This is a genomic window from Streptomyces sp. DSM 116795 (assembly GCF_055792905.1).
The window spans coordinates 4,218,702-4,243,182 of the sequence record NZ_CM147707.1; the positions used below are offsets into that span (position 1 = coordinate 4,218,702).

General features: G+C 72.2%; 22 protein-coding genes. 9 read left to right on the forward strand and 13 right to left on the reverse strand.

What is annotated here, in order from left to right; translation table 11 throughout:
• Nucleotides 1-9: 9 nt before the first annotated feature.
• From ACSMXX_RS18300 to ACSMXX_RS18315, 4 genes are read right to left on the reverse strand one after another with little or no spacing between them, the layout of a single operon-like run.
• Nucleotides 10-981 (reverse strand): ABC transporter substrate-binding protein, encoded by a 972-nt coding sequence (locus ACSMXX_RS18300; protein ID WP_473179772.1) that lies wholly within the window; start codon nucleotides 979-981, stop codon nucleotides 10-12.
• Nucleotides 978-1,907: an ABC transporter ATP-binding protein gene (locus ACSMXX_RS18305; RefSeq protein ID WP_473179773.1), complete on the reverse strand. Its 930-nt coding sequence runs from the start codon at nucleotides 1,905-1,907 to the stop codon at nucleotides 978-980. The genes ACSMXX_RS18300 and ACSMXX_RS18305 overlap by 4 nt, the downstream gene beginning before the upstream one ends.
• On the reverse strand, nucleotides 1,904-3,004 hold the full coding sequence (locus ACSMXX_RS18310; RefSeq protein WP_473179774.1) for a FecCD family ABC transporter permease: 1,101 nt from the start codon (nucleotides 3,002-3,004) through the stop codon (nucleotides 1,904-1,906). Before ACSMXX_RS18310 ends, ACSMXX_RS18305 begins: the two co-directional genes overlap by 4 nt.
• On the reverse strand, nucleotides 3,001-4,032 hold the full coding sequence (locus ACSMXX_RS18315; protein ID WP_473179775.1) for a FecCD family ABC transporter permease: 1,032 nt from the start codon (nucleotides 4,030-4,032) through the stop codon (nucleotides 3,001-3,003). The genes ACSMXX_RS18310 and ACSMXX_RS18315 overlap by 4 nt, the downstream gene beginning before the upstream one ends.
• A gap of 122 nt (nucleotides 4,033-4,154) precedes the next feature.
• Between ACSMXX_RS18315 and ACSMXX_RS18320 the strand changes: the two genes are divergently transcribed.
• Nucleotides 4,155-4,871, forward strand: coding sequence for an HAD family hydrolase (locus ACSMXX_RS18320; RefSeq protein WP_473184841.1), 717 nt, complete (start codon nucleotides 4,155-4,157; stop codon nucleotides 4,869-4,871).
• On the opposite strand, the gene ACSMXX_RS18325 is transcribed toward ACSMXX_RS18320, so the two are convergent.
• Nucleotides 4,808-5,077: a hypothetical protein gene (locus tag ACSMXX_RS18325; RefSeq protein WP_473179776.1), complete on the reverse strand. Its 270-nt coding sequence runs from the start codon at nucleotides 5,075-5,077 to the stop codon at nucleotides 4,808-4,810. The two genes, ACSMXX_RS18320 and ACSMXX_RS18325, sit on opposite strands and share 64 nt — an antisense overlap.
• 255 nt (nucleotides 5,078-5,332) lie before the next feature.
• Between ACSMXX_RS18325 and ACSMXX_RS18330 the strand changes: the two genes are divergently transcribed.
• Nucleotides 5,333-5,716 (forward strand): cold-shock protein, encoded by a 384-nt coding sequence (locus tag ACSMXX_RS18330; protein ID WP_028436716.1) that lies wholly within the window; start codon nucleotides 5,333-5,335, stop codon nucleotides 5,714-5,716.
• A 49-nt stretch (nucleotides 5,717-5,765) separates the two neighbouring features.
• Here ACSMXX_RS18330 and ACSMXX_RS18335 read toward each other — a convergent pair whose 3' ends face one another.
• The 3 genes from ACSMXX_RS18335 to ACSMXX_RS18345 form a co-directional block, all read right to left on the reverse strand.
• Nucleotides 5,766-6,686: a 1,4-dihydroxy-6-naphthoate synthase gene (locus ACSMXX_RS18335; protein WP_473179777.1), complete on the reverse strand. Its 921-nt coding sequence runs from the start codon at nucleotides 6,684-6,686 to the stop codon at nucleotides 5,766-5,768.
• Nucleotides 6,683-7,348 (reverse strand): futalosine hydrolase, encoded by a 666-nt coding sequence (locus tag ACSMXX_RS18340; RefSeq protein WP_473179778.1) that lies wholly within the window; start codon nucleotides 7,346-7,348, stop codon nucleotides 6,683-6,685. The genes ACSMXX_RS18335 and ACSMXX_RS18340 overlap by 4 nt, the downstream gene beginning before the upstream one ends.
• Before the next feature lie 110 nt (nucleotides 7,349-7,458).
• Nucleotides 7,459-8,862 carry an MFS transporter gene (locus tag ACSMXX_RS18345; protein WP_473179779.1) on the reverse strand — a complete coding sequence of 468 codons (1,404 nt, stop codon included), beginning with the start codon at nucleotides 8,860-8,862 and terminating at the stop codon, nucleotides 7,459-7,461.
• 390 nt (nucleotides 8,863-9,252) lie between these two features.
• On the opposite strand from ACSMXX_RS18345, the gene ACSMXX_RS18350 reads away from it, so the two are divergent.
• The 4 genes from ACSMXX_RS18350 (at nucleotide 9,253) to ACSMXX_RS18365 (ending at nucleotide 15,938) form a co-directional block, all read left to right on the forward strand.
• Nucleotides 9,253-10,191, forward strand: a complete 939-nt coding sequence (locus ACSMXX_RS18350) for a DUF3027 domain-containing protein (RefSeq protein ID WP_473179780.1) — start codon at nucleotides 9,253-9,255, stop codon at nucleotides 10,189-10,191.
• An 804-nt stretch (nucleotides 10,192-10,995) separates the two neighbouring features.
• Entirely contained in the window at nucleotides 10,996-14,193 is a 3,198-nt protein-coding gene (locus ACSMXX_RS18355) for a sacsin N-terminal ATP-binding-like domain-containing protein (RefSeq protein ID WP_473179781.1), read from the forward strand.
• A gap of 62 nt (nucleotides 14,194-14,255) precedes the next feature.
• Nucleotides 14,256-14,900: a dihydrofolate reductase family protein gene (locus ACSMXX_RS18360; RefSeq protein WP_473179782.1), complete on the forward strand. Its 645-nt coding sequence runs from the start codon at nucleotides 14,256-14,258 to the stop codon at nucleotides 14,898-14,900.
• Between the two features lie 33 nt (nucleotides 14,901-14,933).
• On the forward strand, nucleotides 14,934-15,938 hold the full coding sequence (locus ACSMXX_RS18365; RefSeq protein ID WP_473179783.1) for a phosphotransferase enzyme family protein: 1,005 nt from the start codon (nucleotides 14,934-14,936) through the stop codon (nucleotides 15,936-15,938).
• A gap of 654 nt (nucleotides 15,939-16,592) precedes the next feature.
• Here the strand turns inward: ACSMXX_RS18365 and ACSMXX_RS18370 are convergent.
• The 5 genes from ACSMXX_RS18370 to ACSMXX_RS18390 all read right to left on the reverse strand — a co-directional run bounded on the left by ACSMXX_RS18370 (nucleotide 16,593) and on the right by ACSMXX_RS18390 (nucleotide 20,994).
• Nucleotides 16,593-19,121 (reverse strand): HAD-IC family P-type ATPase, encoded by a 2,529-nt coding sequence (locus ACSMXX_RS18370; protein WP_473179784.1) that lies wholly within the window; start codon nucleotides 19,119-19,121, stop codon nucleotides 16,593-16,595.
• A gap of 21 nt (nucleotides 19,122-19,142) precedes the next feature.
• On the reverse strand, nucleotides 19,143-19,436 hold the full coding sequence (locus ACSMXX_RS18375) for an ANTAR domain-containing protein (RefSeq protein ID WP_473179785.1): 294 nt from the start codon (nucleotides 19,434-19,436) through the stop codon (nucleotides 19,143-19,145).
• A 120-nt stretch (nucleotides 19,437-19,556) separates the two neighbouring features.
• On the reverse strand, nucleotides 19,557-20,258 hold the full coding sequence (locus tag ACSMXX_RS18380) for an antibiotic biosynthesis monooxygenase (RefSeq protein ID WP_473179786.1): 702 nt from the start codon (nucleotides 20,256-20,258) through the stop codon (nucleotides 19,557-19,559).
• A 167-nt stretch (nucleotides 20,259-20,425) separates the two neighbouring features.
• Nucleotides 20,426-20,683, reverse strand: coding sequence for a DUF2530 domain-containing protein (locus ACSMXX_RS18385; protein WP_473184842.1), 258 nt, complete (start codon nucleotides 20,681-20,683; stop codon nucleotides 20,426-20,428).
• A 77-nt stretch (nucleotides 20,684-20,760) separates the two neighbouring features.
• Nucleotides 20,761-20,994, reverse strand: coding sequence for a ribbon-helix-helix protein, CopG family (locus ACSMXX_RS18390; protein ID WP_473184843.1), 234 nt, complete (start codon nucleotides 20,992-20,994; stop codon nucleotides 20,761-20,763).
• A 146-nt stretch (nucleotides 20,995-21,140) separates the two neighbouring features.
• Between ACSMXX_RS18390 and ACSMXX_RS18395 the strand changes: the two genes are divergently transcribed.
• The 3 genes from ACSMXX_RS18395 (at nucleotide 21,141) to ACSMXX_RS18405 (ending at nucleotide 24,469) form a co-directional block, all read left to right on the forward strand.
• On the forward strand, nucleotides 21,141-21,608 hold the full coding sequence (locus ACSMXX_RS18395) for a MarR family winged helix-turn-helix transcriptional regulator (RefSeq protein WP_473179787.1): 468 nt from the start codon (nucleotides 21,141-21,143) through the stop codon (nucleotides 21,606-21,608).
• A gap of 96 nt (nucleotides 21,609-21,704) precedes the next feature.
• Nucleotides 21,705-23,210, forward strand: coding sequence for an MFS transporter (locus tag ACSMXX_RS18400; RefSeq protein WP_473179788.1), 1,506 nt, complete (start codon nucleotides 21,705-21,707; stop codon nucleotides 23,208-23,210).
• A 23-nt stretch (nucleotides 23,211-23,233) separates the two neighbouring features.
• Entirely contained in the window at nucleotides 23,234-24,469 is a 1,236-nt protein-coding gene (locus ACSMXX_RS18405; RefSeq protein ID WP_473179789.1) for a phospholipase D-like domain-containing protein, read from the forward strand.
• Nucleotides 24,470-24,481: the final 12 nt, after the last annotated feature.

The following is a 24,481-nucleotide window of genomic DNA, read 5'->3' on the forward strand; positions in this document are numbered from 1 at the left end:
ACGGGCGCGTCACTTCGCCAGGCTGCGCTGGATCTCGTCCAGGATCTCGTGCGCGGCGGTGTAGCCGATGCCCTGGATCCACAGCTCGTCGTCGACGCGGAAGACCCGGTCGTCCTCGGCGGCCTTCATGCCCTTCCACAGCGGGCTCTTGAGCGCCTTCTCCTCGCCCGACTTCTCGGGGGCGCCGTAGGAGGAGTGGAAGACGACGTCGGCGTCGGCCTTGTCGAGCTTCTCCGGGCTGACGTCGAGAGCGAGACCGCCGTAGTCGGTGGCCTCCTTCACCACGGGAGGACGGCCCAGGCCGACGTCCTTCAGGACGGTCGCGATGTAGCTCTTCTCGCCGTAGATGCGGGTGTCGGCGCCCTCGACGAACCGGACGATGTTGGTCTTGAGGGACTCGGCCTCGTCCCGGCCGCCGAGGGACTTCGTGACCTTCCTGGCGTGCGCCTCGTACTCGGCGACGGCCTGCTTCGCCTCGGCCTTCTTGCCGAGTGCGTCGGCGTGCACCAGGAAGTTCTTCTTCCACGGGTAGCCGGTGCTTTCGGTCATCACGGTGGGGGCGATGGCCTTGAGCTTGTCGTAGTTCTTCGCGTCGCGCACCGCGCTGGTGAGGATCAGATCCGGCTTGAGCGCGGCGACCTTCTCCAGGTTGGGATCGCCGATGGTGCCGACGTTCTCGATCCCCTGGGTCTGCTTCTCCGGCAGGTAGTTGAGGAACGACTTGCCGACGTCCGCCTTGGTCGCTCCCACTGGCTTCACGCCCAGCGTGAGTGCGGAGTCCAGCTCCGCGGTGTCCAGTACGACGACACGCTTCGGGTCGTGGGGCACGGACACGGTGCCCTTGTGCGTGGTGACGGGGTGCGTGCCCTTGTTCTTCTGCGCGCTGCCCGTGCTGCCGGAGGAGTCCGAGCCGCAGGCGGTCAGCACGAGCGCACCGGAGAGCGCGAGGACGGCGGGGGAGAGGACGCGGCCAAGGTTCATCGGTCGGCCTTTCGTGACGTGTCGGGAAGGACGGGACAGCCGGCGGAGTCGCCGGAGGGGCTGTCCGTGGAGTGGGGGGCGGGACCGGGGGCGCCCGGGACGACCAGGGGCGAACCTGTCACCGGGTCGGGAACGATCACGGCCTCCAGGCCGAAGACGTCGCGCACCATGGCGGCGTCGACGATCCGGGAGGGCGGGCCCTGCACAGTGATCCGGCCCGCTTTCATGGCCACCAAGTGGTCCGCGTAACGCGCGGCCTGATTGAGGTCGTGCAGCACCATCACGACCGTTCGGCCGCGCTCGCGGTTCAACTGGCGTACGAGATCGAGCACTTCGACCTGGTGGGCGATGTCGAGGTAGGTCGTGGGCTCGTCCAGCAGCAGCAGATCCGTCTCCTGGGCGAGCGCCATCGCGATCCATACGCGCTGACGTTGCCCGCCGGAGAGTTCGTCGACTGCTCGTTCGGCCAGCGCCGCGACGTCCGTACGTTCCATCGCGTCCGTGACGGCACGCTCGTCGGCTTCCGACCACTGCTGCCACCAGCGCTGATGGGGCTGACGGCCGCGTGAGACGAGATCGGCGACGGTGATGGCCTCCGGTGCGAGGGGCGACTGCGGCAGCAGCCCGACGGCCTGGGCGATCTTCCGGGTGGGGATGCGGGCAAGCTGCTCGCCGTCCAGCAGGACCGATCCCGCACGTGGCCGCAGGAGGCGCCCCAGGGCGCGCAGGACGGTCGACTTGCCGCAGGCGTTGGGGCCGACGACGACGGTGACGGCGCCGTCCTGGATGTCGAGGCCGAAGTCTTCGACGACCGTACGGTCCTCGTACGCGAGGGTCAGCCCACGGGCGGCGAGGCGCGAGCCTGCCGGGCGGGCGCCGTGCCGGTGCTCCGCGCCGGCCGGAGCGGCCGTGGGTGCGTCGCTCATGACTTCCTCCCGGTACGTACGCCGGGGGACGACGGCCCGGCGATGAGCCAGATCAGATACGGCGCCCCGACGGCCGCCGTCAGCACCCCGACCGGCAGCTCCACCGGAGCGAACAGCCTGCGCGCCAGCAGATCCCCGAGCGTGACGATGAGGGCACCGAGCAACGCCGAGGAGAGCAGCGGAAGTTGAGCCGTGCGGGCGGCTCGCCGTGCGATCTGCGGGGACAGCAGTGCCACGAAGCTCACAGGGCCGGCGGCGCCCGTGGCGACCGAGGCGAGGACGACGCCCGTCAGCACCAGCCCGAGACGGTTGCGGCCGAGCCGCACACCGAGCGCGGTGGCGGTGTGGTCGTCGAGGGAGACCTCGCGCTGCGCGCGGGCGGCCCACAGGACGAGGGGGAGCGTGAGCGCCACGGCCACGCCGAGCGGGGCGGCCTGCTCCCATCCACGGCCGTTGAGCGAACCGGTCATCCACACCTTCGCCTGCTGGGCGACGAGTTGGTCGCCCTTGGTGAGGAAGAGCTGCGTGAGCGAACTCAACGCGATGGAGAAGCCGATGCCGATCAGCACGAAGCGGCCGGCGTGCAGGGAGCCGCGCCAGGCGAAGACGTAGACGAGGAAGGCCGCCAGCAGCCCGCCGGCGACGGAGAGATACGGCAGTACGGCGTAGGAGGTGATGCCGTACGTCATCGAGGCCACCGTCAGCGCCGACGCACCGTGCGTCACCCCGATGATCTCGGGGCTGGCCAGCGGATTACGGGCCACCGTCTGGATCAGCGCCCCGGCCACTCCCAGCGCGGCCCCCACCGTCAGACCGACGACGAGCCGCGGCAACCGCAGCGTCCCGACGACCAGTTGGTCCGGGGAGGGCTGCCCGAAGAGCACCTTGACGACCTCGACGGGCGACACGGCCGTCTCGCCGAGGGTCAGGTTGCCCACGACGGCGGCGAAGAGGACCACGGCCAGCGAGAGCGCGACCAGGGCCGCACGACGGTGCACCAGGAACGACAGCCGTGCCGTGCGTATGCTCGCGTACCCGGCAGGTGTTGCCCGGCGTGCGCCCGGCAGAGCACGGTCTTGATCCGTCGCCGCCGTCATGCGGGCACCGCCCGCGTGCGGAGCAGGGCTATCAGAAACGGAACGCCGAGCAGCGCCGTCATCACACCGGCCGGGACCTCGCCCGGTGGCATCACCAGACGTCCGGCGGTGTCGGCGACCAGCAGCATCACGGGACCCAGCAGCGCCGACATCGGCAGCAGCCACCGGTGGCCGGCGCCCACGAGAGCACGGGCGAGATGCGGGACGGCGAGACCGACGAAGGCGACGGGGCCGGCAGCGGCAACGCCCGCGCCCGTCAGCGCGGTCGCGCCGAGCCCTCCCACGATCCGTACGACCGCCACCTTCTGGCCGAGGCCCTTCGCCAGGTCGTCCCCCAGGGCCAGCGCGTCCAGGCCCCGGGCGACCGACATCACGAGCACAAGGCCCACGACGAGGAACGGCCAGATACGCACGGCCAGTTCGGTGTCGCGGCCCGCGAGCGAACCGACCTGCCAGAAGCGGAACTCGTCCAGCGTCGCCGCTCTGCTCGTCAGTACGGTCGAAACCACCGCCACCAGCAGGGCGTTGACCGCCGCTCCCGCCAGCGCGAGCTTCACCGGACTCGCGCCGCCCCGGCCGTGCGAGGCGACCGCGTACACGGCGACCCCCGCGAGGCCCGCACCCAGGAACGCGAACCAGACGTAGCCCGTGGGCGAATGCACACCCGCGAAGGCGATGGCGCACACCACGCCGGTCGCGGCGCCCTGGCCGACGCCGAGGATGCCGGGCTCGGCGATCGGATTGCGCGTGAGGCCCTGCATCACTGCCCCGGCGAGGCCGAGGGCCGCACCGGCCATCAGACCGACGACGGTGCGTGGGACGCGCAGAGTCCGTATCACCTCGGCTGCCTCGCTGTGGCCGCCGTACAGCAGAACGTCCGCGACGACGGACGCCGCGATCGGCCGGGCGCCGAGCGCGAGACTCAGCAGAACCGCGGCGAACAGCGCCCCGCACGCGGCGAACAGGAGCGCCGAGCGCCTGCCGACCGCCACGCGGCGCGGGTGCGCGATCGGGGCGGCGACTGGCATCTGTTCCTCGCGGGACGGCGATCAAGTCAGGTCAGGCACATCAAGTTAGGCACACCTAACCATACGGCGTGCGACAAGGCAGAATGTTCTCAATGGCTCCGCATTCACCGTCCTCGCGCCCCATGGGGCGGCCGTTTCCGCATGTGCTCCCGGTCCCGGGCGCCGCAAGTGAGGCCGCTCCCGTGCCCACCGTCGGCTTCGACCTCGACATGACGATCGTCGACACCCGCCCCGGCATCAGAGCGGCCTACGAGGCGCTGTCCGCCGAGACCGGCACGTACATCGACGCGCCCCTGACCGTGACCCGTCTCGGGCCGCCGCTGGAACAGGAGTTGGCGCACTGGTTCACCGACGAGCAGGTCGAGGAGGCCGCCGTGCGCTACCGCGAGCTGTATCCGCGGTACGCGATCGCGCCGTCCCCCGCGATGCCGGGCGCCCGCCAAGCCGTCGCGGCCGTACGGGAGTCGGGCGGCCGTGCCGTCGTCGTCACCGCCAAGCACGAGCCGAACGCCAAGCTGCACCTGGAACATCTCGGCATCGAACCCGACGCGGTGGCCGGCTGGTTGTGGGCGGAGGCCAAGGCGGAGGCGCTGCGCGAGTTCGGCGCGAGCGTGTACGTCGGTGACCACACCGGCGACGTGCGCGGAGCCCGCACCGCCGGCGCGCTCTCCGTGGCGGTGCCGACGGGACCCTGCAGTGCGGAGGAATTGCGCGAGGCCGGTGCAGATGTCGTACTGACCGGAGGGCTCGCCGACTTCCCCGGCTGGTTCGCCGGCTACTGCTCTCGAAGTCCGGGGTCTTCCCGCGGGGCAGGGGAAGGGTCTTGCGACGACGGGTGAACCCTTGCCGACCTCACCAGCCCGGCAGCGGCCAGCAGGAAGCCCACGCCCATCAGCATGCACACGAAGTAGGCGGGCGCGGGGAAGGGCTCGGTGCCGAGGAAGAGCGGGGCCACCGTGACCACAGTGGCCAGGCCGCCGATGAGGAAGACGACCCCGCCTGATCGTACGAGAAGATCACCGGGGTGGGACGTTTCAGTGTTCACACGCCCAGGGTAGATCGGTGGGCAACTGCATGGAGGAACCGCTCGGCGGCTCCCTCCGGGCCTTGCGGCCCGGTGGGGGCACCCCCGGCGTCAGCTGGGGGAGTGCACCCAGCCACCGGGCACCGGGGGATTAGCCTTGGTGATGAGCGGGTCATTCGGCCCGCTCAACTTGCTCTTCGGAGCCAGGTTCAGGACGAGATCACAGCTTTCAGGACGCAGCCGAGGCTGCCCGGCAGTACGAGGACGAGGACAGACGTGCCTACCGGCAAGGTCAAGTGGTTCAACAGCGAGAAGGGCTTCGGCTTCCTCTCCCGCGACGACGGCGGCGATGTCTTCGTGCATTCCTCCGTGTTGCCCAGCGGCGTGGACGCCCTGAAGCCCGGCCAGAAGGTCGAGTTCGGCGTCGTCGCCGGGCAGCGCGGCGACCAGGCCCTCTCGGTGAGCGTGCTGGACCCGGCTCCCTCGGTCGCGGCGGCGCAGCGTCGCAAGCCCGACGAACTGGCCTCCATCGTCCAGGACCTGACCACGCTCCTCGACGGCGTCGCACAGGGCCTCGAACGGGGCCGTTACCCGGACAGGCAGCACGGCCACAAGATCGCCGGCATGCTGCGGGCGGTCGCCGACCAGCTCGACGTCTGAGCGGTCTCCCGCTTCCAGCCCCGTTGGACGCAGGCCCGCCGGACAGGACCTAACCGCCGGGGCGGCCGGGCGGCGGCGGGAAGAGGAGCGCGTCGTCGGGCAGGGCGGGCACCAGGCCTTCCGCGGCGGCACGGGTCAGCAGCCCGCGTACCGCCGCGATGCCGTCCTCGCCGAGGTCCGCGGTGAACTCGTTGACGTAGAGCCCGATGTGCTGGTCCACGACGGCCGGTTCCATCTCCTGCGCGTGCTCCAGCACATACGGGCGTGACGCCTCCGGGTCGTCCCACGCCATGCGCACCGACTCGCGTGCCGCCTCCGCGAGCCCCGTCAGCGTCTCCAGGCCCAGCGAACGGCGGGCGATGATGGCGCCGAGCGGGATCGGCAGGCCGGTCGTGTGCTCCCAGTGCTCGCCCATGTCGGCGAGCTTGTGCAGCCCGTACTCCTGATACGTGAAGCGCGCCTCGTGGATCACCAGCCCGGCGTCGACCTCGCCTGCGCGTACGGCCGGCATGATCTCGTGGAACGGCAGCACGACCACCTCGCCGACGCCGCCCGGCCCCCGGGGAGACACCGCCTCGGCCGCCCAGAGCCGGAAGAGCAGATACGCGGTGGAGCGCTCACTCGGCACCGCGACCGTCCCGCCCCGCAGCGAGCCCGGCTCCGCCGGTTCCCTGGTGAGGACGAGCGGGCCGCAGCCGCGGCCGAGGGCGCCCCCGCAGGGCAGCAGCGCGTACTCGTCGAGCACCCACGGAAGCATCGCGTACGAGACCTTCAGGATGTCGCCCTCGCCGCGCTCCGCCATGCCGTTGGTGACGTCGATGTCCGCGAACGTGACGTCGACCGGTGGCGCCCCCGGCACCCGGCCGTGAGCCCAGGCGTCGAAGACGAACGTGTCGTTCGGGCACGGTGAGAAGGCGATGCTCAGCGCAGAGGTGGCGTTGCCGGCATCGCCCGGGCCGTCGGTGCTCATGGCTCCCATGCTCGCAGCACCGGAAGCATCGCCGCGCAGCCGGTCCCGAGAGCGGCCAGCGCGCCTGGGATCCGCCACGCGGCGCGGTCGCGCGGGCCGACGGGGTTGGAGACGGTACGCAGCTCCAGCACCGGCACGCCGTGCGCCGCAGCCGCCTCCGCGACGCCGAAGCCCTCCATCGCCTCCGCGACGACGCCGGGGTGACGGGCCGCCAACTCCTGGGCGCGCGCCTCCGTTCCGGTCACCGTCGAGACCGTGAGCACCGGTCCGGACGCGGCGTCCGCCGCCTCGGCCACGTCCCGTACGAGAGCGGGGGGCGGACGGTGCTCGGCCGTGCCGAATCCGAGTTCGGCGACGGAGGCGAAGCCCTCCGGGGTGACGGCGCCGAGGTCCGCGGCGACGATCGACGAGGCGACGACCACGCCGCCGAGGGGCTGCCCGAAGCCGCCGGCGATGCCCGCCGAGACGGCCAGCGCGAAGGGAGTACCGGCCGAGGCGGCGGAGGTGAGGGCGCTCGCCGTGGCGGCGGCCGCGGCGGCGGGGCCGACGCCGGCGGCGACCACCTCGACGTCCCCAGGGGTCCCGCCCCGCTCCAGCCGCGACGTCACCGCGTCCCTCTCGGCGGTGACGGCGGTGACGACCAGGATCCGCGCTCGGCGCATGGCCGCAGGTTACCGGCGTGCGGGGAGCGGTACGGCGCGCGGGGCGGTATGAGGCGGTTGCGGTGCGGCGCGGTTGCGGTGCGGTGCGTGGCCGCGGGGTGGTGCGGGTGTCAGGCCACGCGTGGATGCGGGGTGCCGTGCCTGGCGGCGCGGAGCAGGCTCCGTACCGAGAACACCGCGCCCGCGGCGATCACGACCGCGCCGACGCCCATCCCCAGCGGCGCGATCAGCGGCAGCGAGATGCCCAGCCCGCCGCCCACGACCCACGACATCTGCATCAGCGTCTCCGAGCGCGCGAACGCGGACGTACGGACCTCCTCCGGCATGTCCCGCTGGATCAGCGCGTCCAGCGACAGCTTGCCGAGGGCCTGGGAGATCCCCGCGGTCAGTGCGACGACGGCGACCGTGACCGTGCCGTAGACCGCCGCGGCCGTGACGACCGCGGCCAGCGCGAACGCCAGCACACCCGCGATGATCACCTCCGGGCCTCTGGCCCTCAGCCACGCGCCGATCGCCGTACCCAGCGCGTTGCCGCCGCCCGCGGCGACGGCCACAAGGCCCAGGGAGAGGGCGCCCGAGAGCCCCGTCAACGGCTGGTCGCGCAGCAGGAAGGCGAGGAAGAAGGTGAGGAAGCCGGACAGGCCGCGCAGGGCGGAGTTGGCGATGAGCGCGCCGCGCACGGAGGCACCCACGGTGCGCAGTCCGGGACGCTTCTCGCCACGGGCGCCGTCGTGCTCGTACGGGCCGGCCGGGGAGTCCAGGCCAGGGGAGTCCAGGTCGTCCGCGGCCCGTACCGGGGCGAGCCGCGCCTTCCTCTCACCCTTCGCCGAGTCGACCTTCCCGGGCAGCGAGAACGACAGGAACGTGCCCACGATGAAGACGGCGAAGGCCCCGTACAGCGGCAGCGCCGGACCGAACTGATGCAGCCCCACACCGAGCGGCGCCGCCGCGCCCGTCGCGACCAGCCCGGCGAGCGTGACCCGCGAATTCGCCTTCACCAGCGAGAACGTCGGCGGCAGCAGCCTCGGCACCACCGCCGACCGCACCACCCCGTACGCCTTCGACGACACCAGCACCGCCAGCGCCGCCGGATACAGCTCCAGACCCCCCGAAGCCACCGCACCCGACATCGCCAGCGCGAGCAGCGCACGGGCGAGCATCGAGGCGGCCATCGCGGCACGCCGCCCGTGCGGCAACCTGTCCAGCAACGGGCCGACCACCGGGGCGAGAAGCACGAACGGGGCCATGGTGACCAGGAGATACAGCGCGACACGGCCGCGCGCCTCGCCCGTGGGGACGGAGAAGAAGATGGTCGAGGCGAGAGCGACCGTGATCAGCATGTCGCCCGCGGAGTTGACGGCGTGCAGCTCGATGAGCTTGCCGAGACCGGACTCGCCCGCACCCTCGGCGTGCGTGATGCGGCGGAGCCGACGGGCGACCGCCGCGGGTGGCCGTCGTACGGCACGCGCGGCCCCGCGAAGCAGACGACGTCCGCGCCCAGGCTCTGCAGCCACGAGCTTCAGTTTGCCCCACGGACGGTGACGGATGCGGACAGTCCACGCCGGACGGACAGTTCGTGCAGGGGGGCGGGTCTTATTTGCCCGCGGTCTGCGCGTGCGCGGGGCCGCGGGTCTGCTCGCGCGCAGCGGCGCGGAGTGCGGGAACGACGGCGCCCGCGGCGCGGGCAGCGGGCGTACGGAATCCCTCCGGGGTGGAGCGCCGAATCCGTGGGGTAGCGTTGGCGGCGGTGCGCTCCGCACGGCCCCGAGCGGGGCGCGGACGTTTCGCAGCGGCTCCCCTGTTCCGCTCCGTCCGCAAGCCGCTTCCCCTACGCGGCCGCCGTACGGGAGTGCACGCCGATACCGGCGCTATGGCGTAGGAGAGACGATTCTTGTGAGTGCTGCATGACTGCCGCGACGCGAAGCGGCCGTACCCGCCGCGCCCCCGTGCCCGACCGGCTCTGCGCCGAAGCCGTCGCACTCGCGCGTGAGGCCGTGGAGGCCGCGGCCGGGCCCGGGCAGGTCGGCGATCACATCGAGGCCGTGGCCGACGGGGACCGCGTCGTCACCCACTTCTTCGAGTGTCTGGAATCCGCCTACCGCGGCTGGCGATGGGCCGCGACGCTCACCCGGGCATCGCGGGCGAAAGCGGTCACCCTCGACGAAACCGTCCTGCTGCCGGGTCCCGACGCGCTGCTGGCGCCCGAGTGGGTCCCGTGGAGCGAGCGGCTCCGCCCCGGCGACCTCGGCCCTGGCGACCTGCTGCCGACTGAGGCGGACGACCTCCGGCTGGAACCGGGGGGCGTCCTCGGGGACGCCCGTGCTGCGGGGGCCGGCGCGGGTGCCGGCGTGGGGGCCGGTGCTGGTGCCGGTGCCGGTGCCGGTGCGGCCGTGGAGGTCCCGGGCGCGACGGAGGAGATCGAAGAGGTCGCCGCGGAGGTGGACGCCGACCTCGAACCGGGTTCGCCGAGCGAGGTCGTCCCGCCGCCGGACCGCGGCACGATCACGGAGGTCGCGGAGGAGCTGGGCATGGGCCGCCCGCGCGTGCTCTCGCGCTACGGGCTGGACATGGCGGCGGACCGCTGGGACGAGGACTACGGGGCAGCGACGCCGATGGCCCAGTCCGCGCCGGCGAGCTGCGTGACGTGCGGCTTCCTGATGCCGCTGGCCGGGTCGCTGCGTCAGGCGTTCGGGGTCTGTGCGAACGAGTACAGCCCGGCGGACGGGCATGTGGTGTCCCTGTCGTACGGATGCGGGGGCCACTCGGAGGCGGCGGTCATGCCGAAGCCTCCGCAGCCGCCGCCTCCGGTGATCGACGAGACGCGGGCGGACGAGCTTTCCTGACGGTGCCGTTGTGCGCCTCCGGCTGGCGCCTTGCCGGGTCGCGGTGCGCCTTCGGTACGTGGTGTGTGCCGGGGGCGTGCCGCTCCGGCGCACATGTCCGGACCCATGATTTACCTCCCTGGCCCCGGCAGCCCATTCCTTGAGCCTCGCCAGTACCGGTCGACAAATCACGGGCAAGCGTCCGGACACGCACTTCCCCTACCTTCGGCGGGGAGGCCCCAAGGCGTCCCACCCCCTCCCGCCGGTCCAGCGGCTCCCCCATCGTGGCCACTACCAATCGGCACTCCCCTCCCGTACGGGTCCGCTCGCGGCGGCGATTGGACCCGTGACCATCAACCACCCCTCAACAGGGGTCTGTTGGACTCCTGCCGACCGGGGCGCACCAGGCCCGACAGGAAGCAAGAAGGCACTTGGCAGAGGCCACACCGGGGAAAGACGCCGACGGACGGGAGGGGGCGGGACGTGGAGGGGGTGGTTCCGGGAAACTCAAGCAGGATTTGCGGACCGGCACATGAGAGGCAATACAACGGCCCGTACCGGTACAGGGAGGAAAATCATGCCTTCCCGGAGCCGCCGCCGGAACGGCACGCACCCGGCACGAGCAACGCACCGGAGCCGCCGCCGGAACGGCACGCACCCGGCACGAGCAACGCACCGGAGCCGCCACCGGAACGACACGCACCCGGCACGAGCAACGCACCGGAGGCGTACACGGGGAAGCACAAGCCGCCAGGCGGATGCCGTACCGTCCACCGGACGGGGTGAGGGTGCCGAGGGTGGCCGTGTGCGATGAAGGAGACAGCCATGGGGCAGGCAGAACCGCCGGAGGGTTTGGGGTCTCCCCACGCCGAAGGCGTAGGGGAAGCGTTCGGGACGGCGCGGCTGCGGCGTGGCGTGCTGGACGCGTGGACCGCCTCGCCCGCGCGGTTCCGTGAGGACGCCAACGCCGAGCAGGAGTTGGCGCTCGGCGGCTACCGGGACCGCCTCGTGATCGAGCTGGCGCAGAACGCCTCGGACGCCGCCGCCCGGGCCGGCACCCAGGGACGCCTCAGGCTCACCCTCCGCGACGGTGCGCTCACCGTCGCCAACAGCGGCGCACCGCTGGACGCGAGCGGAGTCGAGTCGCTGTCGACGCTGCGTGCCTCGGCGAAGCGCGGCGACGAAGACGCCGCCGCCGTCGGCCGGTTCGGCGTGGGCTTCTCCGCGGTGCTGGCGGTCAGCGACGAGCCCTCCGTCGTCGGCGCCACGGGCGCCGGCGTGCGGTGGTCGCTGGCCGAGGCGCGCGAGATGGTGCGGGACGCCGCGCGCGACGAGCCCGCGCTCGGGGAGGAGTTGGACCGCCGGGAGGGCCATGTGCCGCTGCTGCGGCTGCCGTTGCCGGAGAAGGCCGGGGAGCGGCCGCCCGAGGGTTACGACACCGCGGTGATGCTGCCCCTGCGGGACGCGAACGCACGGGAGTTGGCGGAGCGGCTGCTCGCCGACGTGGACGATGCGCTGCTGCTGACCCTGCCCGGTCTGGACGAGGTCGTCGTGGAGACCGGCGCGGGCGTCAGGCGGCTGACGAGGCACGCGGACGGACCATTCGTGGAGGTACGGCGGGACGACGGAGCTGTGCGGCGCTGGTGCGTGGCGCAGGACAGCGGAGTGGCGGAGGCCGCGCTGCTGGAGGACCGTCCCGTCGAGGAACGGATGCGTCCCGCCTGGTCCGTGACGTGGGCGGTGCCGATGGAGGACGGCAGCCCCGTACGGCCTCCCACGGCCCCGTGCGTACACGCGCCGACGCCGACAGACGAACCGCTGGGCATGCCCGCGCTGTTGATCGCGAGCTTCCCGCTGGAGCCGACGCGGCGGCACGTTGCGCCCGGCCCGCTGACCGACTTCCTGCTGGAGCGTGCCGCGGACGCGTATGTGCGGCTGCTGCGCGAGTGGCGGCCGGTGTCGCCGGACGTCGTCGATCTGGTGCCCGGGCCGCTGGGGAAGGGCGAACTCGACGGTCAGCTGCGGCAGTTGCTGCTTTCGAAGCTTCCGGCCGTGCCGTTCCTCGCCGGTGCCGGCAAGGACGAGGACGGGGACCCGGTCGTACTGCGGCCGCGGGACGCGGAGATCGCGGAGGGTGCCGGCGCCGGAACGGTCGTGGTGCTCGCGGAGCTGTTCCCGAGCCTGCTGCCCGCCGGAATGGAGCGGCGGGCGGAGCTGCGGGCGCTGGATGTCGCGAGGGTGCCGCTCGGCGAGGTCATCGACCGCCTCGCGGGTGTGGAGCGGCCCCCGGAGTGGTGGCGGAGGCTGTACGACTCGCTCGCCGGCGTGGACCCGGACCGGCTCACCGGTCTTCCGGTGCCGCTGGCCGGTGAGGGCCCCGCCGGAGGCAGGACGACCATCGGGCCGCGGCAGGTGCTGCTGCCGTTGCCGGACTCGTCGATGGAGTCGGAGCGGGCGGGACGGCTGGCGCGGCTCGGTCTGAAAGTCGCGCACGAGGCCGTGCACCCGCTGCTGGAGAAGCTCGGTGCGACGGGCGCCACGCCGCGTGCCGTTCTGACGACTCCGCAGGTACGGGCCGCGGTCGCGGCGTCGCTGGACGACGGCGAGGCGGCATGGGACGGCGGCCTCGCCGGCGAGGGCGAAGGCCCCCTGGACGCCGAGGAGTTGGCCGAGGTCGTACTGGGGCTCGTGCGCGACGCGGGTCTCGGGCCCGGTGACGAGCCGTGGCTCGGTGCGCTCGCGCTGCCCGACGAGGACGGGGAGCTCGCACCGGCGGGCGAACTGGTCTTCCCCGGCAGCGCCTTCGAGAGCGTCATCCGCGATGGTGAACTCGCTGCCTGCGATGCCGAGTTGGCGGAGCAGTGGGGCGAGCAGCCGCTGACCGCGGTGGGTGTGCAGGCGGACTTCGCGCTCGTTCGGGCCACTGACCTGGTGCTCGACCCGGACGAACTGGAGCCCCGCGAGGGCGACTTCGCCGAACCCGACGACGCGGGTCTGCTGGACGCGGTCGATGTGTGGTGCGAGGACGTCCTCGACCAGCTTCCGGAGTCCGAGGTGGCGGTGCCGCCCGTCGCCTCGGAGCTGGTGGCGGTGCGCGATCTGGACCTCGTCGACGACGACTGCTGGCCCGAGGCGCTGGCGATGCTCGCAAAGCCCCCGCTGCGTGACGCGCTGACCGCGCCGGTGCGGGTGCTGCTGCCCGGCGGCGTCACGGAGACGGTCCGCCCGTACACCGCGTGGTGGCTGCGCGGACATCCCGTGCTGGACGGCCGCCGCCCCGCGGGTCTGCGCGCGGCCGGCGGCGATCCGCTGCTGGACGGGCTCTACGAGGAGGCCGACACCGCCTTCGGCGACGTCCAGGTGCTGCGGGCGCTCGGCATCCGTACGTCCGCGGCGGCGCTGCTGGAGGAGCCGGGGGGCGCGGCGGAGCTGCTGGGACGGCTCGCCGAACCGGAGTCGGAGGCAGGCCACGCCCAACTGCACGGCCTGTACGGCCTGTTGGCCCAGATGGACCCGGAAGAGGTCACGCTCCCCGATGAGTTGCGCACCGTACGGGCGGGAACCGGTTCGGTCGAGGTCACCCCGAGGGGCGAGGCCGTGATCGCGGACGCGCCGGATCTGGTGCCGCTGGCGGACGGCCGGGCGCTGCTGCCGGTGGCGCCAGTGCACGCCGTGGGACTGGCGGCGGTGCTGGAGGTCCCGCGGCTGAGCGAGACCGTCGCGGGCCGCATCGACACGGCCGCGTCCGGCGAGGGTACGGAGCGGGGCGTGCCCGAGGCGGTGCGTGTGCTGCTCCCGGAGGCGCCGCGCTCGTACCGCGAACACGACGAACTGGTCGTCGACGGCACCGATGTGGAGTGGCGCCGCACCCCGGACGGTGTGCTGCACGCCGCGACGCTGGAAGGCGTGGCGGCCGGCCTGGCCTGGGCGGCGGGCCGCTGGGCACGCCGCTTCGAGGTGGCCGCGCTGCTGGAGGACCCGGTGCGGGTGGCCGAGCTGGAGAGGGCGCGCTGGTTCGACTGAGCGCGGGCACCGGGCGCACGCGGGGCCCGATGAATTACGTGCTCCGCGCCGGTCCAATCGGCATGACCTCTCTCACGCTCACCACGTTCGTATCCCTGGACGGCGTCATGCAGGCGCCCGGCGGTCCCTCGGAGGACCCCAGCGGCGGCTTCGGGCAGGGCGGCTGGGTCGTCCCCTACGTCGACGCCGACATGGGCGCCTTCATCTCGAAGACCTTCATGGGGGCCGGTGCCTTCCTGCTGGGCCGGCGCACGTACGAGATCTTCGCCGCGTACTGGCCGGGCGTGACCGACCCCGACGACCCGGTGGCCACGAAGCTCAACACCCTCCCGAAGTACGTGGCCTCCACGACGCTCAAGACCGCGGAGTGGCACAACACGACCCTGCTCAGCGGGAACGTCCCCGAGCAGGTCGCGGATCTGAAGAAGCAGCACGAAGGCGGTGAGCTGCAGATCCACGGCAGCGGCGTCCTCGCCCGTTCCCTGATGGCGCACGACCTCATCGATGTGTTCCGGCTGCTGGTCTACCCGGTCGTCATCGGCAACGGCATGCGGCTGTTCGCGGACGGCGCGCTGCCGACTGCGATGACGCTGACGGACTCCACGACCACCGGCACCGGAATCGCCATCCACACCTACGAATGGTCGGGACGCCCCGTGTACGGCTCGATCGGTCCGCCCGACGAGGTAGCCGCAGTGGACGAATAGGCCGCGGCCCGGGACGCCGCCTACGCTGCCCGGATGGGTGGTGGCGGCACGGAACCGGGACGCGAACGGGCCGAAGCATGCGAACGGGCCGAGTCGCGCGAATCGGCCGAGGGGCGCGATGGGGCCGAGTCGCGCGATGGGGCCGAGGGGCGCGAACCGGCCGAAGCGCAGCCGTTCACGCAGGCACGGGCGCGGGCGCTGCTCGCGTCCGCCGGTGAGCGGGCCGAGCACGCGGAGCTGCTGGCGCTCGGCGAGAACGCCGTCTTCGCACTGGCCGGCCCGGAGCCCGTGGTCGTACGCATCGGGCGCGGACCGTCGCACCTGGACCGTGCCGAACGCGAACTGCGCGTCGCCGCCTGGCTGGAGGAGCGGCAGGTGCCGGCCGTACGGGCGGCGCGGACCGGCGTCACCGTCGTCGACGGGCATCCCCTCACCTTCTGGCAGCGCCTGCCCGAGCCCGTACGGGCGGCCGAGCCCGTGGATCTCGCCGGGCTGCTGCGTCTCGTGCACGCCCTGCCCGCCCCGCCGTTCGAGCTGCCGGGCCGCGACCTGCTCGGCGGTGTGGAGCGCTGGCTGCGGCTGGCCGGGGACGCGGTGCCGCCGTCTGACGCGGCGTATCTGCGGGCGAGGCGCGACGACTTCGCCGCGGCGGTCGCCGAGCTCGCCCCCGTGCTGCCCCCGGGGCCGCTGCACGGGGACGCACTGCCGCGCAACGTACACATCGGCCCGGACGGTCCGCTGCTGCTGGACCTGGAGACCTTCTCCGAGGACCTGCGCGAGCACGACCTGGTGGTGCTCGCGCTGAGCCTGGACCGCTACGGGCTGGAAGAGGCGGCCTACTCCGCCTTCGTACGGGCCTACGGCTTCGACGTACGGGAGTGGGCGGGCTGCCGGGTGCTGCGCGGCGCCCGGGAGACGGCGGCCTGTGCGTGGGTGGCGCAGCACGCGCCCGGGAACCCGTCGGCGGGCCGCGAGTTCGCCCGCCGCGTCGCCTCGCTGCGGCACGACGACGCGACCGCGCGCTGGTACGCGTTCTGAGGCGTGGCCGCGAAGTCCCTCCCCCTTCGCGGGGAGGGACCCCAGGCCGTGAGGTCAGGGGCGTGCTCCCGGGCCCTGCCGATGTCCCGCGCTGCGTTGCCGGTCATTGGAGCGGGTGTTCCCGGGGTGGCGCCCGGGCGCCCTCGACTCCTGGGCCCTTCGGGTCTGGCGGCGCCTCGGCCTTGTTCCCCGGCTACCGCCGGGACGACGGGTTGCGGGCCGTGGGCCTGGGACGTACGCACCGGGCCTCCGGCCGGGGGTCGCAGGTTGCGTTACCTCGTCGGCGCGGCTTCCCCGGGCCGAAGGCCCAGGTGCGGACGACGCCAACTCGCGGACATGTCCTGCGCGTTGCTCCCCGGGGCCTTCCGGGTCCCCTCGCGGGAGCAACGCGCGGCTCCGGCGGGGAAACCACGCCCGGCCGGTTTGCCGGACGGGCCTAGGGGGTGTCTCAAAGTCCCTCCCCCAGACTCCGTCTGGGTGGGGGTCCCCCAGCGCAGCGAGGGGGCGTGCCCCCAGCGTTGTCGGTCGTCGGCGCAGCCCTCCCCCTGGGCCTGTCGGCCCGGGTGGTACCCCCACCCTCCGCCTTGCGACCGCAGGCACCAGACGCCGCGGCCCCCCGGCCTGCGGCCGGAACGACGCTACTTTGAGACACCCTTAGCGAGCGCCTTCCCGCTGCCGGGCCTTCCGCTCCTCCCGCCGGGCCTCCCGCCGCTCCTCCCGCCCGGGCTTCCGCGGCCGGGTCACCCAGCGCCAGGTGATCTCCAGAGCCACCGCCGCCACGACCGCGACGGCCACCCCGGTCCACGGCATCGCCGTGCCGACCAGCTTCAGCGCGAAGAAGCGCTGCAGGACGGGCATGACGAGCACGACCACGAAGGCCAGCCCCATCGTGAGCACCAGTGCGACCCGCCACCAGCTGTAGGGGCGGGCGACGATGGCGAGCACCCACATCGTGATCAGGAAGAGCGTCAGCGTCGCCACGCTGGTCTCCGCGGCCAGCGCCCCGCGGCCCGTGTAGTGCTGACGGGCCAGCAGAAACACGGCGAAGGTCGCCGCCCCCGCGATGAGCCCGGCCGGCACGGCGTACCGCATGACCCTGCGTACGAAGTGCGGTTGCGCGCGCTCCTTGTTGGGCGCGAGGGCGAGGAAGAAGGCGGGGATGCCGATGGTCAGGGAGGACAGGAGCGTCAGATGGCGGGGCAGGAACGGATACGGCACCTGCCAGGCGATCACCAGCAGGGCCAGCAGCACGGCGTAGACGGTCTTGGTGAGGAAGAGGTGCGCGACGCGCTCGATATTGCCGATCACGCGGCGGCCCTCGGCCACGACGGAGGGGAGGCCGGCGAAGCTGTTGTCGAGCAGCACGATCTGGGCGACGGCCCGCGTCGCCTCGGAGCCGCTGCCCATGGCGACGCCGATGTCGGCGTTCTTCAGCGCCAGCACGTCGTTGACTCCGTCCCCCGTCATCGCGACGTGGTGACCGTGTTCCTGGAGTGAGCCGACCATCGTCTGCTTCTGCCGCGGCGAGACACGCCCGAAGACGGTGCCGCTCTCCAGCGCGCGCACCATCCCGGCGGCGTCCTCGGGCAGCCGGGCCGCGTCGACGGGGTTCTGGGCGCCCTGCAGCCGCAGCTTCCCGGCGACGGCGCCGACGGAGACCGCGTTGTCGCCGGAGAGGACCTTCGCGGCGACGTCCTGTTCGGCGAAGTAGTGGAGCGTGTCGCCCGCGTCGGGCCGCAGCCGCTGCTCCAGTACGACGAGGGCGGCGGGCGTGACCTCGTCGACGGCAGCCGGGGTCTCCCCGCCGGGGGCAGCCGGGGTCTCCCCGTCGGAGGCAGGGGAGGAGTCCGGCATGTGGTCGGTGCCTGCCAGCAGCAGGACGCGCAGCCCCTCGCGGCTGAGTTCGTCGACGTCCGTACGGGCGGGGTGGCCGCCGGGAAGCAGGACGTCGGGGGCGCCCAGCAGCCAGGTGCGGCAGGTGCCGTCCTGCTCGACGAAGGTCGCACCGCTGTACTTGCGGGCGGAGGAGAAGGGCAGCGTCTGCGCCGTCCGCCACGCCGGCGTGCCGTTCCGGCCGTCGGGGGAGTAGGCGTCGACGATCGCCTGCATGCTCGCGTTCGGCCGCGGGTCGGCGGAGCCGAGAGCCCCGAGCACCCGCTCGACGTACGCACCGTCCACCGGCCCGTGTCCGTTCTGGAGGACGCGCACCTCCGCGACGTCCATCCCGCCCTCGGTCAGGGTGCCGGTCTTGTCGAGGCAGACCACGTCCACCCGTGCCAGGCCCTCGATCGCGGGCAGCTCCTGCACGAGGCACTGCTTGCGCCCCAGCCGTACGACGCCGATGGCGAAGGCGATCGACGTCAGCAGCACCAGGCCCTCCGGCACCATCGGCGCGATGCCGCCGACCATGCGGCGGATCGCGCCCTCGACGTCGTCCCGCTCGACGAAGAGCTGGCTGAGCACGAGGCCCGCCCCGGTCGGGACGATCACCCAGGTGATGTACTTCAGCAGGTCGTCGATGCCGCTGCGCAGCTCGGAGTGTACGAGCGTGAAGCGGGAGGCCTCCTCGGCGAGCTGCGCGGCGTACGCGGCACGTCCCACCCGCGTCGCCGTGAACGTGCCGCTGCCCGCGACGACGAAGCTGCCGGACATGACCCGGTCGCCGGGCTGCTTGGCGACGGCGTCGGCCTCGCCGGTCAGCAGCGACTCGTCGATCTCCAGGCCGTCGGCCTCGGTGACCTCGCCGTCCACGACGCACTTGTCCCCGGGACGGAGTTCGATGAGGTCGTCGAGCACGATCTGCGAGGTGGACAGGGAGAGGCTTCTCCCGTCACGTCTGACGACGGGCCGCACCTCACCGATGACGGCGAGGTTGTCCAGGGTCCGCTTGGCGCGCAGCTCCTGGACGATGCCGATGAGGGTGTTCGCGAGGATCACGAAGCCGAAGAGGCTGTCCTGCACCGGCCCGACGACGAGGATGATCACGAAGAGGACGCCGATGATGGCGTTGAAGCGCGTGAAGACGTTGGCCCGGACGATGTCCGTGAGGGAGCGGCTGGTGTGAACGGGCACATCGTTGATCTCGCCGCGTGCGGTCCGCTCCTCGACTTCCTCGGCGCTCAGGCCGCGCCCGGGGGCGTCTCCACGGGATGTCCCGGTGGCGGTGCCCGTCCGCTCCGTCATGCATTCGACGTTACGGGCGTTTTACGCGCCTTGCCCTGTCTGGTCCGGTGCGGGGGTCTGCAGTGCGGCGCGGAGTGCTGAGCTCAGCGGCTCGGGCAGCGGGCTGCCCTGCGTGGACTCCACAAGTGCGGTGGCCACCTGGTGCAGCTTGATGTTGGTGTGCTGGGAGACGGTGACGAGCACGCCCCACGCGTCGCCGGGAGTGCAGCGGTAGGCCGCCATCAGGACACCGTGTGCCTGGTCGATGACCGGGCGCGTCTCCATGGCCCTGCGAAGTTGCTCCAGCTCGGCATGCGGATTCTCCGCCTCGCCCATTCCTGCCCCAATCCCGCTCTCAGGGTGACCCTTGGCGCACCGCCGACTCAGCGGGCTGATGGGCATATGCCCTGCTGAGGGATCATACGCATGACCGTGCTGTGAACGGGAGTTGCAGGATCATCCCGGGACGAGTCCGAACGCCGGCCGGAAGCGGTCGACGGTGCTGCGCTTGAGGCCCGGGTACTGCTGCACCCGCTTCCACTGCTCCGTGGGGCCGCCGACTCCCCGCCCGGGCGACTGCAGGGCGTCGATGTGGGCCTGGGCGCTCTCCCATTCGGCGTAGTTCAGTACGCGCGTGCCGTCCGTGGAGAGGTGGAAGTGGGCCGAGATGCCGCCGGGCGGGGGTTCCGGGTCGCTCTCCAGAGCTTCGAACACCGCGTCCACCCAGGCACGTTGCCGGACGGGGTCCGGGCCGTCGAACTCGACATCCACGATGACGACGCATCCCGGGGCGCGGGCGTCGCCGTCCAGCCCGCCGCTGCGGTAGTGGTGGAAGCGGCCGATGCCGAGGCGTTCGATGCCCGGTACGGCGGCGTCGATCTCGTCGGTGCGGGCCCGGCGGTGATCGTGGGCGTAGGTCTCGTAGGCCTCGTCGCTCGCCCACTGCGAGTGGTGCAGCAGGGTGCGGCCGTCCTCGCCCGTGCCGAGGTGATAGGCGAGGAGCCCGGGCGCGGGCCAGGGCTCGCGCTCCCAGACGGCGGCGATCGCGTCGAGAGCGGCGGACTGATCCTCGGGCCCTGCCAGGCTCCACCTGCTGAAGAAGGCGATGCGGGAGTCCTGGCGTGTTGGGTCGGGGCGGTCCGTGGTGCGTACGGTCATGGCCGGCTGCCTCCGGGTGCGTGCTGGCGTGGACGGTGCTGTCACGCTCAGGCTCATACTTCAAGCTCGGTTGAAGTCAAGGGGAGGTCTGCGGGACGCACGCGAGGGGTGCGCGAGATCCCGCGGGCGGAGGCGGGTGCCGAGGACGGGCGCCGAGGCGGGTGCCGTCAGGCGGAGTCCTCGGCGTCACGCCGGATGGCGCGCTCGCGCACCTTTACGTACCAGAAGCCGAGCAGGCCGAGCCCGGCGCCGGCGGCGCAGGTCCAGATGAACCAGGTGTGTCCGTGGTCCTCATACCAGCCGTAGAAGGGGAGCTGGGCGAGGAAGAGGAGGAACCAGACGCCGGTGCCGACCAGGACGGTGCCCCTCACCGGGCCCTCCAGCGGCTCGGGCGCCTCGCGCTGGCCGTCGGTCCACCGGTTCATGAGGCCCATGGCCGCAGCTCCCTCTCGTGCTCGCAGTGCCGGCGCCTCCCTCTCGCCCCGGCGGGCAGGGGAACAGCCTATCGAGGGCTGCCGGGGCGGCGGGCCGGTGACCGCAGGCTGCCGCGCGAGGCGGCCGAGGCGTAGAACCGCTCGGTCTCCTCGACGGATGTCTGGAGGCGTTCGTCGAAATCGTCGCGCACGAGCGCACGGACCACGTAGTCCTGGACGCTCATTCCGCGCTTGGCGGCGTGGGCGTGCAGCCGGTCGAACAGGTCGCTGTCCATCCGCAGGCTGAGCACCTTCGAGGTCATCGAAGTCATGCGTCCACGGTCCCGGGCGGGCCGGGGGTGATGCCTCAGATTTCCGTGCGAAGTCACTCGTATGTGTGATTCGACATACAGGGCGTGACCTCGCTTCGAGCTTTTCTTTAGCTCAGGTAATGAGTTACGCTAACGACATGCCGGAGACATCCGAGCGCCGCACCGGCGGCGCAGGCCCCGTGAGCGACCTCGACATGGCCGCGGTGAACTCGCTGCGCACCGCCGTCATGCGGCTCTCGCGGCGCCTGAAGCACCAGCGCGTGGACGAGTCGCTGAGCCCGACGGAGATGTCCGTGCTCGGCACCCTCGCCCGCTGCGGTTCCGCGACACCCGGCGAGCTGGCCCGCAAGGAGCACGTGCAGCCCCCGTCGATGACCCGCATCGTCGCGATGCTGGAGGCGAAGGGCCTGGTCCGGCTGGAGCCGCACCCCGACGACCGGCGCCAGAAGACGGTCACGCAGACCGAGCGCGCCGAGTCGATGCTCGCCGCCAGCCGCGAGAAGCGGAACGCCTGGCTGGCCGAGCTCGTGGCCCGGCTCGACGATGACGAGTGGGAGCGGCTGCGCGCGGCGGCCCCCGTACTGGAGAAGCTGGCGCACTCATGACCGGCCCGGCCCCGTGCGGGCCGGCGGCTCACTCGTAAGGAGCAGCACTGCAAGACGGAGACGGACGGACGCGTACGAGCGAGGAGGCGAAGGGGATTGAGGACGGGCCACGGAACAGATTCCGCACCCGCACCCGATGACAAGCCACTGAACGACCACTCACCGAACGACTCGGCGGACAGCCGGCCGGACGCCCCGGGAAACGACCTGGGGAGCGGCACCGGCAACGCCACGGGGAGCGCCCAAGGGAACGCCCACGGGCGCGACAACGCGCAGGAGACCGAGGGGCGCCCGGCTTCGAAGCCGTCGATGTTCTCGTCCCTGCGAATACGCAACTACCGGCTCTTCGCGATGGGCCAGGCCGTGTCCAACACCGGCACCTGGATGCAGCGCATCGCCCAGGACTGGCTGGTGCTCAGCCTCACCGGGTCCGCGACCGCCGTGGGCATCACCACGGCCCTGCAGTTCCTGCCGCTGCTGCTCTTCGGCCTCTGGGGCGGCGTCGTCGCCGACCGCTGCGACAAGCGAAGGCTGCTGCTGATCACGCAGTCCGTCATGGGGCTCACGGGCCTGGCCCTGGCCGCCCTGACGCTGAGCGGCAACGTCCACGTCGTGCACGTCTACGTGCTTGCCTTCGTGCTCGGCCTGGCGACGGTGCTCGACAATCCGACCCGTCAGACCTTCGTCTCCGAGATGGTCGGCCCCGAGCAGATCGGCAACGCGGTCTCGCTCAACTCCGCGAACTTCCAGAGCGCCCGCCTCGTCGGGCCCGCGATCGCCGGCGTGATGATCTCGGCCGTCGGCAGCGGCTGGGCCTTCCTCTTCAACGGCCTGTCCTTCATCGCCCCGCTCGCGGGGCTGCTGCTGGTGCGCACGAGTGAGCTGCACAGCGTCGAGCGCGCCCCGCGGAGCAAGGGTCAGCTGAGGGAAGGGCTGAGCTATGTGCGCAGCCACCCCGAGCTGATGTGGCCCATCGTCCTCGTCGGCTTCATCGGCACCTTCGGCTTCAACTTCCCGATCTGGCTCACGGCGTTCACGGACAAGGTTTTCGAGGAGGGCGCCGGCACATACGGGCTGCTCAACACCCTGATGGCCGTGGGCTCCGTGGCGGGGGCGCTGCTCTCCGCGCGGCGTGGCACGTCCCGTATGCGGCTGATGGCGGGCGCGGCGCTGCTCTTCGGCGTGCTGGAGATCGCGGCGGCGCTCACCCCGTCCTTCTGGCTCTTCGCCGCGCTGATGGCACCGATCGGGATCATGGGTCTGACCTTCAACGTCACCGCCAACGCGAGCGTGCAGATGGCCTCGGACCCGGCGATGAGGGGCCGCGTGATGAGCCTCTACATGATGGTCTTCATGGGCGGAACGCCCATCGGCGGGCCGCTCATGGGCTGGGTCACCGACACCTTCGGCGCCCGGATCGGCTTCCTCTCCGGCGGTGTCATCTCGGCGGTCGTCGCCGTCGTCGTCGGCCTGGTGCTGGCACGCGCCGGCGGGCTGCGGCTCCGGGTGGATCTGCGGCGCGGGCACCGGCACGTGACGTTCGTACCGCGGGAGCCGGCGGTTGCCGAAAAGGAGCGGGAGCGGGTGACTTCTGCCGCATAGGAGGCAGACCGTATGGTCCGGGCATGAGTGCGACTGGGCCCGTGCGGGCGTCCGTTGGGAAGCAGACGGAGGAAGTCCCCTCACCCCGGACGCCCCCGGGCGACGGCGAGCACGCCCATTACGTACGCAGACGACTGGAGCGCCTGATCGGCGTGGCCGCGACCGGGGGCAACGAGCTGCGCGTACTGCGCAACGGCGACGAGATCTTCCCCGCCATGCTGGAGGCCATCCGGTCGGCCGAACACACGGTCGACATGATGACGTTCGTGTACTGGCGCGGGGAGATCGCCCGCGACTTCGCCGGCGCCCTGTCCGACCGTGCCCGGCAAGGAGTACGGGTGCGGCTGCTGCTGGACGGCTTCGGCAGCAGGCTCATCGAGCAGGACCTGCTGGACGGCATGTCCCGGGCGGGCGTCAACGTCGTGTGGTTCCGCAAGCCGCTGTGGATCTCCCCGGTGAAGCAGAACCACCGCTGCCACCGCAAGGTACTGGTCGTGGACGAGCGCGTGGCGTTCACCGGCGGAGTCGGCATAGCCGAGGAGTGGTGCGGCGACGCGCGGCACGAGGGCGAGTGGCGGGACACGCACGTCCAGGTGCGCGGACCGGCCGTCGACGGCATCACCGCGGCGTTCGCGCAGAACTGGGCCGAGTGCGGCCGTGAACTCTTCGACGGCAGCGACCGGTTCGTCGAGCACGAGGCCGCGGGCGGGTCCGTGGTGCAGGTGGTGCGGGGCTCGGCGAGTTTCGGATGGCAGGACATGCAGACCCTGCTCCGGGTCGTACTGGAGTCGGCCACCAGCCGCGTCCGCCTGACCACCGCCTACTTCGCGCCCGACGACTACTTCATCGAGCTGCTGTGCGCGACCGCCCGGCGCGGCGTGGAGATCGACATCCTGCTGCCCGGCCCGTACACCGACAAGCGGGTGTGCCAGGTCGCCGGGCAGCGGTACTACGCGGGGCTGATGGCGGCCGGCGTGCGGATCTGGCAGTACCAGCCGACGATGCTGCACTCCAAGATCATCACGATGGACGGCGCGGTCTCGCTGGTCGGCTCGACCAACCTCAACCGCCGTTCGCTCGACCACGACGAGGAAGTGATGCTCGCCGTGCTGGACGAGTCCTTCACGGCGACGCTGGACGAGCACTTCTCAGAAGACCTCGCGGTGAGTACGCCCATGTCGGCGAAGCGCTGGCGCCGCAGGGCAGCCGCGCAGCGGCTCCAGGAGGCCGCCGTACGGCCCTTCCGCAGGTTCCTCTAGGGCGGCGGCGGG

Excerpts from the sequence above, each read along its gene's own strand:
- ACSMXX_RS18350 (WP_473179780.1), top strand. The coding sequence starts at position 9,253 with ATGACTGCCGCGACGCGAAGCGGCCGTACCCGCCGCGCCCCCGTGCCC.
- ACSMXX_RS18385 (WP_473184842.1), bottom strand. The coding sequence starts at position 20,683 with ATGAACCGGTGGACCGACGGCCAGCGCGAGGCGCCCGAGCCGCTGGAG.
- ACSMXX_RS18380 (WP_473179786.1), bottom strand. The coding sequence starts at position 20,258 with ATGACCGTACGCACCACGGACCGCCCCGACCCAACACGCCAGGACTCC.
- ACSMXX_RS18395 (WP_473179787.1), top strand. The coding sequence starts at position 21,141 with ATGCCGGAGACATCCGAGCGCCGCACCGGCGGCGCAGGCCCCGTGAGC.
- ACSMXX_RS18405 (WP_473179789.1), top strand. The coding sequence starts at position 23,234 with ATGAGTGCGACTGGGCCCGTGCGGGCGTCCGTTGGGAAGCAGACGGAG.
- ACSMXX_RS18335 (WP_473179777.1), bottom strand. The coding sequence starts at position 6,686 with ATGAGCACCGACGGCCCGGGCGATGCCGGCAACGCCACCTCTGCGCTG.
- ACSMXX_RS18365 (WP_473179783.1), top strand. The coding sequence starts at position 14,934 with ATGGGTGGTGGCGGCACGGAACCGGGACGCGAACGGGCCGAAGCATGC.
- ACSMXX_RS18370 (WP_473179784.1), bottom strand. The coding sequence starts at position 19,121 with ATGACGGAGCGGACGGGCACCGCCACCGGGACATCCCGTGGAGACGCC.
- ACSMXX_RS18315 (WP_473179775.1), bottom strand. The coding sequence starts at position 4,032 with ATGCCAGTCGCCGCCCCGATCGCGCACCCGCGCCGCGTGGCGGTCGGC.
- ACSMXX_RS18300 (WP_473179772.1), bottom strand. The coding sequence starts at position 981 with ATGAACCTTGGCCGCGTCCTCTCCCCCGCCGTCCTCGCGCTCTCCGGT.
- ACSMXX_RS18390 (WP_473184843.1), bottom strand. The coding sequence starts at position 20,994 with ATGACCTCGAAGGTGCTCAGCCTGCGGATGGACAGCGACCTGTTCGAC.
- ACSMXX_RS18310 (WP_473179774.1), bottom strand. The coding sequence starts at position 3,004 with ATGACGGCGGCGACGGATCAAGACCGTGCTCTGCCGGGCGCACGCCGG.
- ACSMXX_RS18340 (WP_473179778.1), bottom strand. The coding sequence starts at position 7,348 with ATGCGCCGAGCGCGGATCCTGGTCGTCACCGCCGTCACCGCCGAGAGG.
- ACSMXX_RS18355 (WP_473179781.1), top strand. The coding sequence starts at position 10,996 with ATGGGGCAGGCAGAACCGCCGGAGGGTTTGGGGTCTCCCCACGCCGAA.
- ACSMXX_RS18360 (WP_473179782.1), top strand. The coding sequence starts at position 14,256 with ATGACCTCTCTCACGCTCACCACGTTCGTATCCCTGGACGGCGTCATG.
- ACSMXX_RS18320 (WP_473184841.1), top strand. The coding sequence starts at position 4,155 with ATGGGGCGGCCGTTTCCGCATGTGCTCCCGGTCCCGGGCGCCGCAAGT.
- ACSMXX_RS18375 (WP_473179785.1), bottom strand. The coding sequence starts at position 19,436 with ATGGGCGAGGCGGAGAATCCGCATGCCGAGCTGGAGCAACTTCGCAGG.
- ACSMXX_RS18305 (WP_473179773.1), bottom strand. The coding sequence starts at position 1,907 with ATGAGCGACGCACCCACGGCCGCTCCGGCCGGCGCGGAGCACCGGCAC.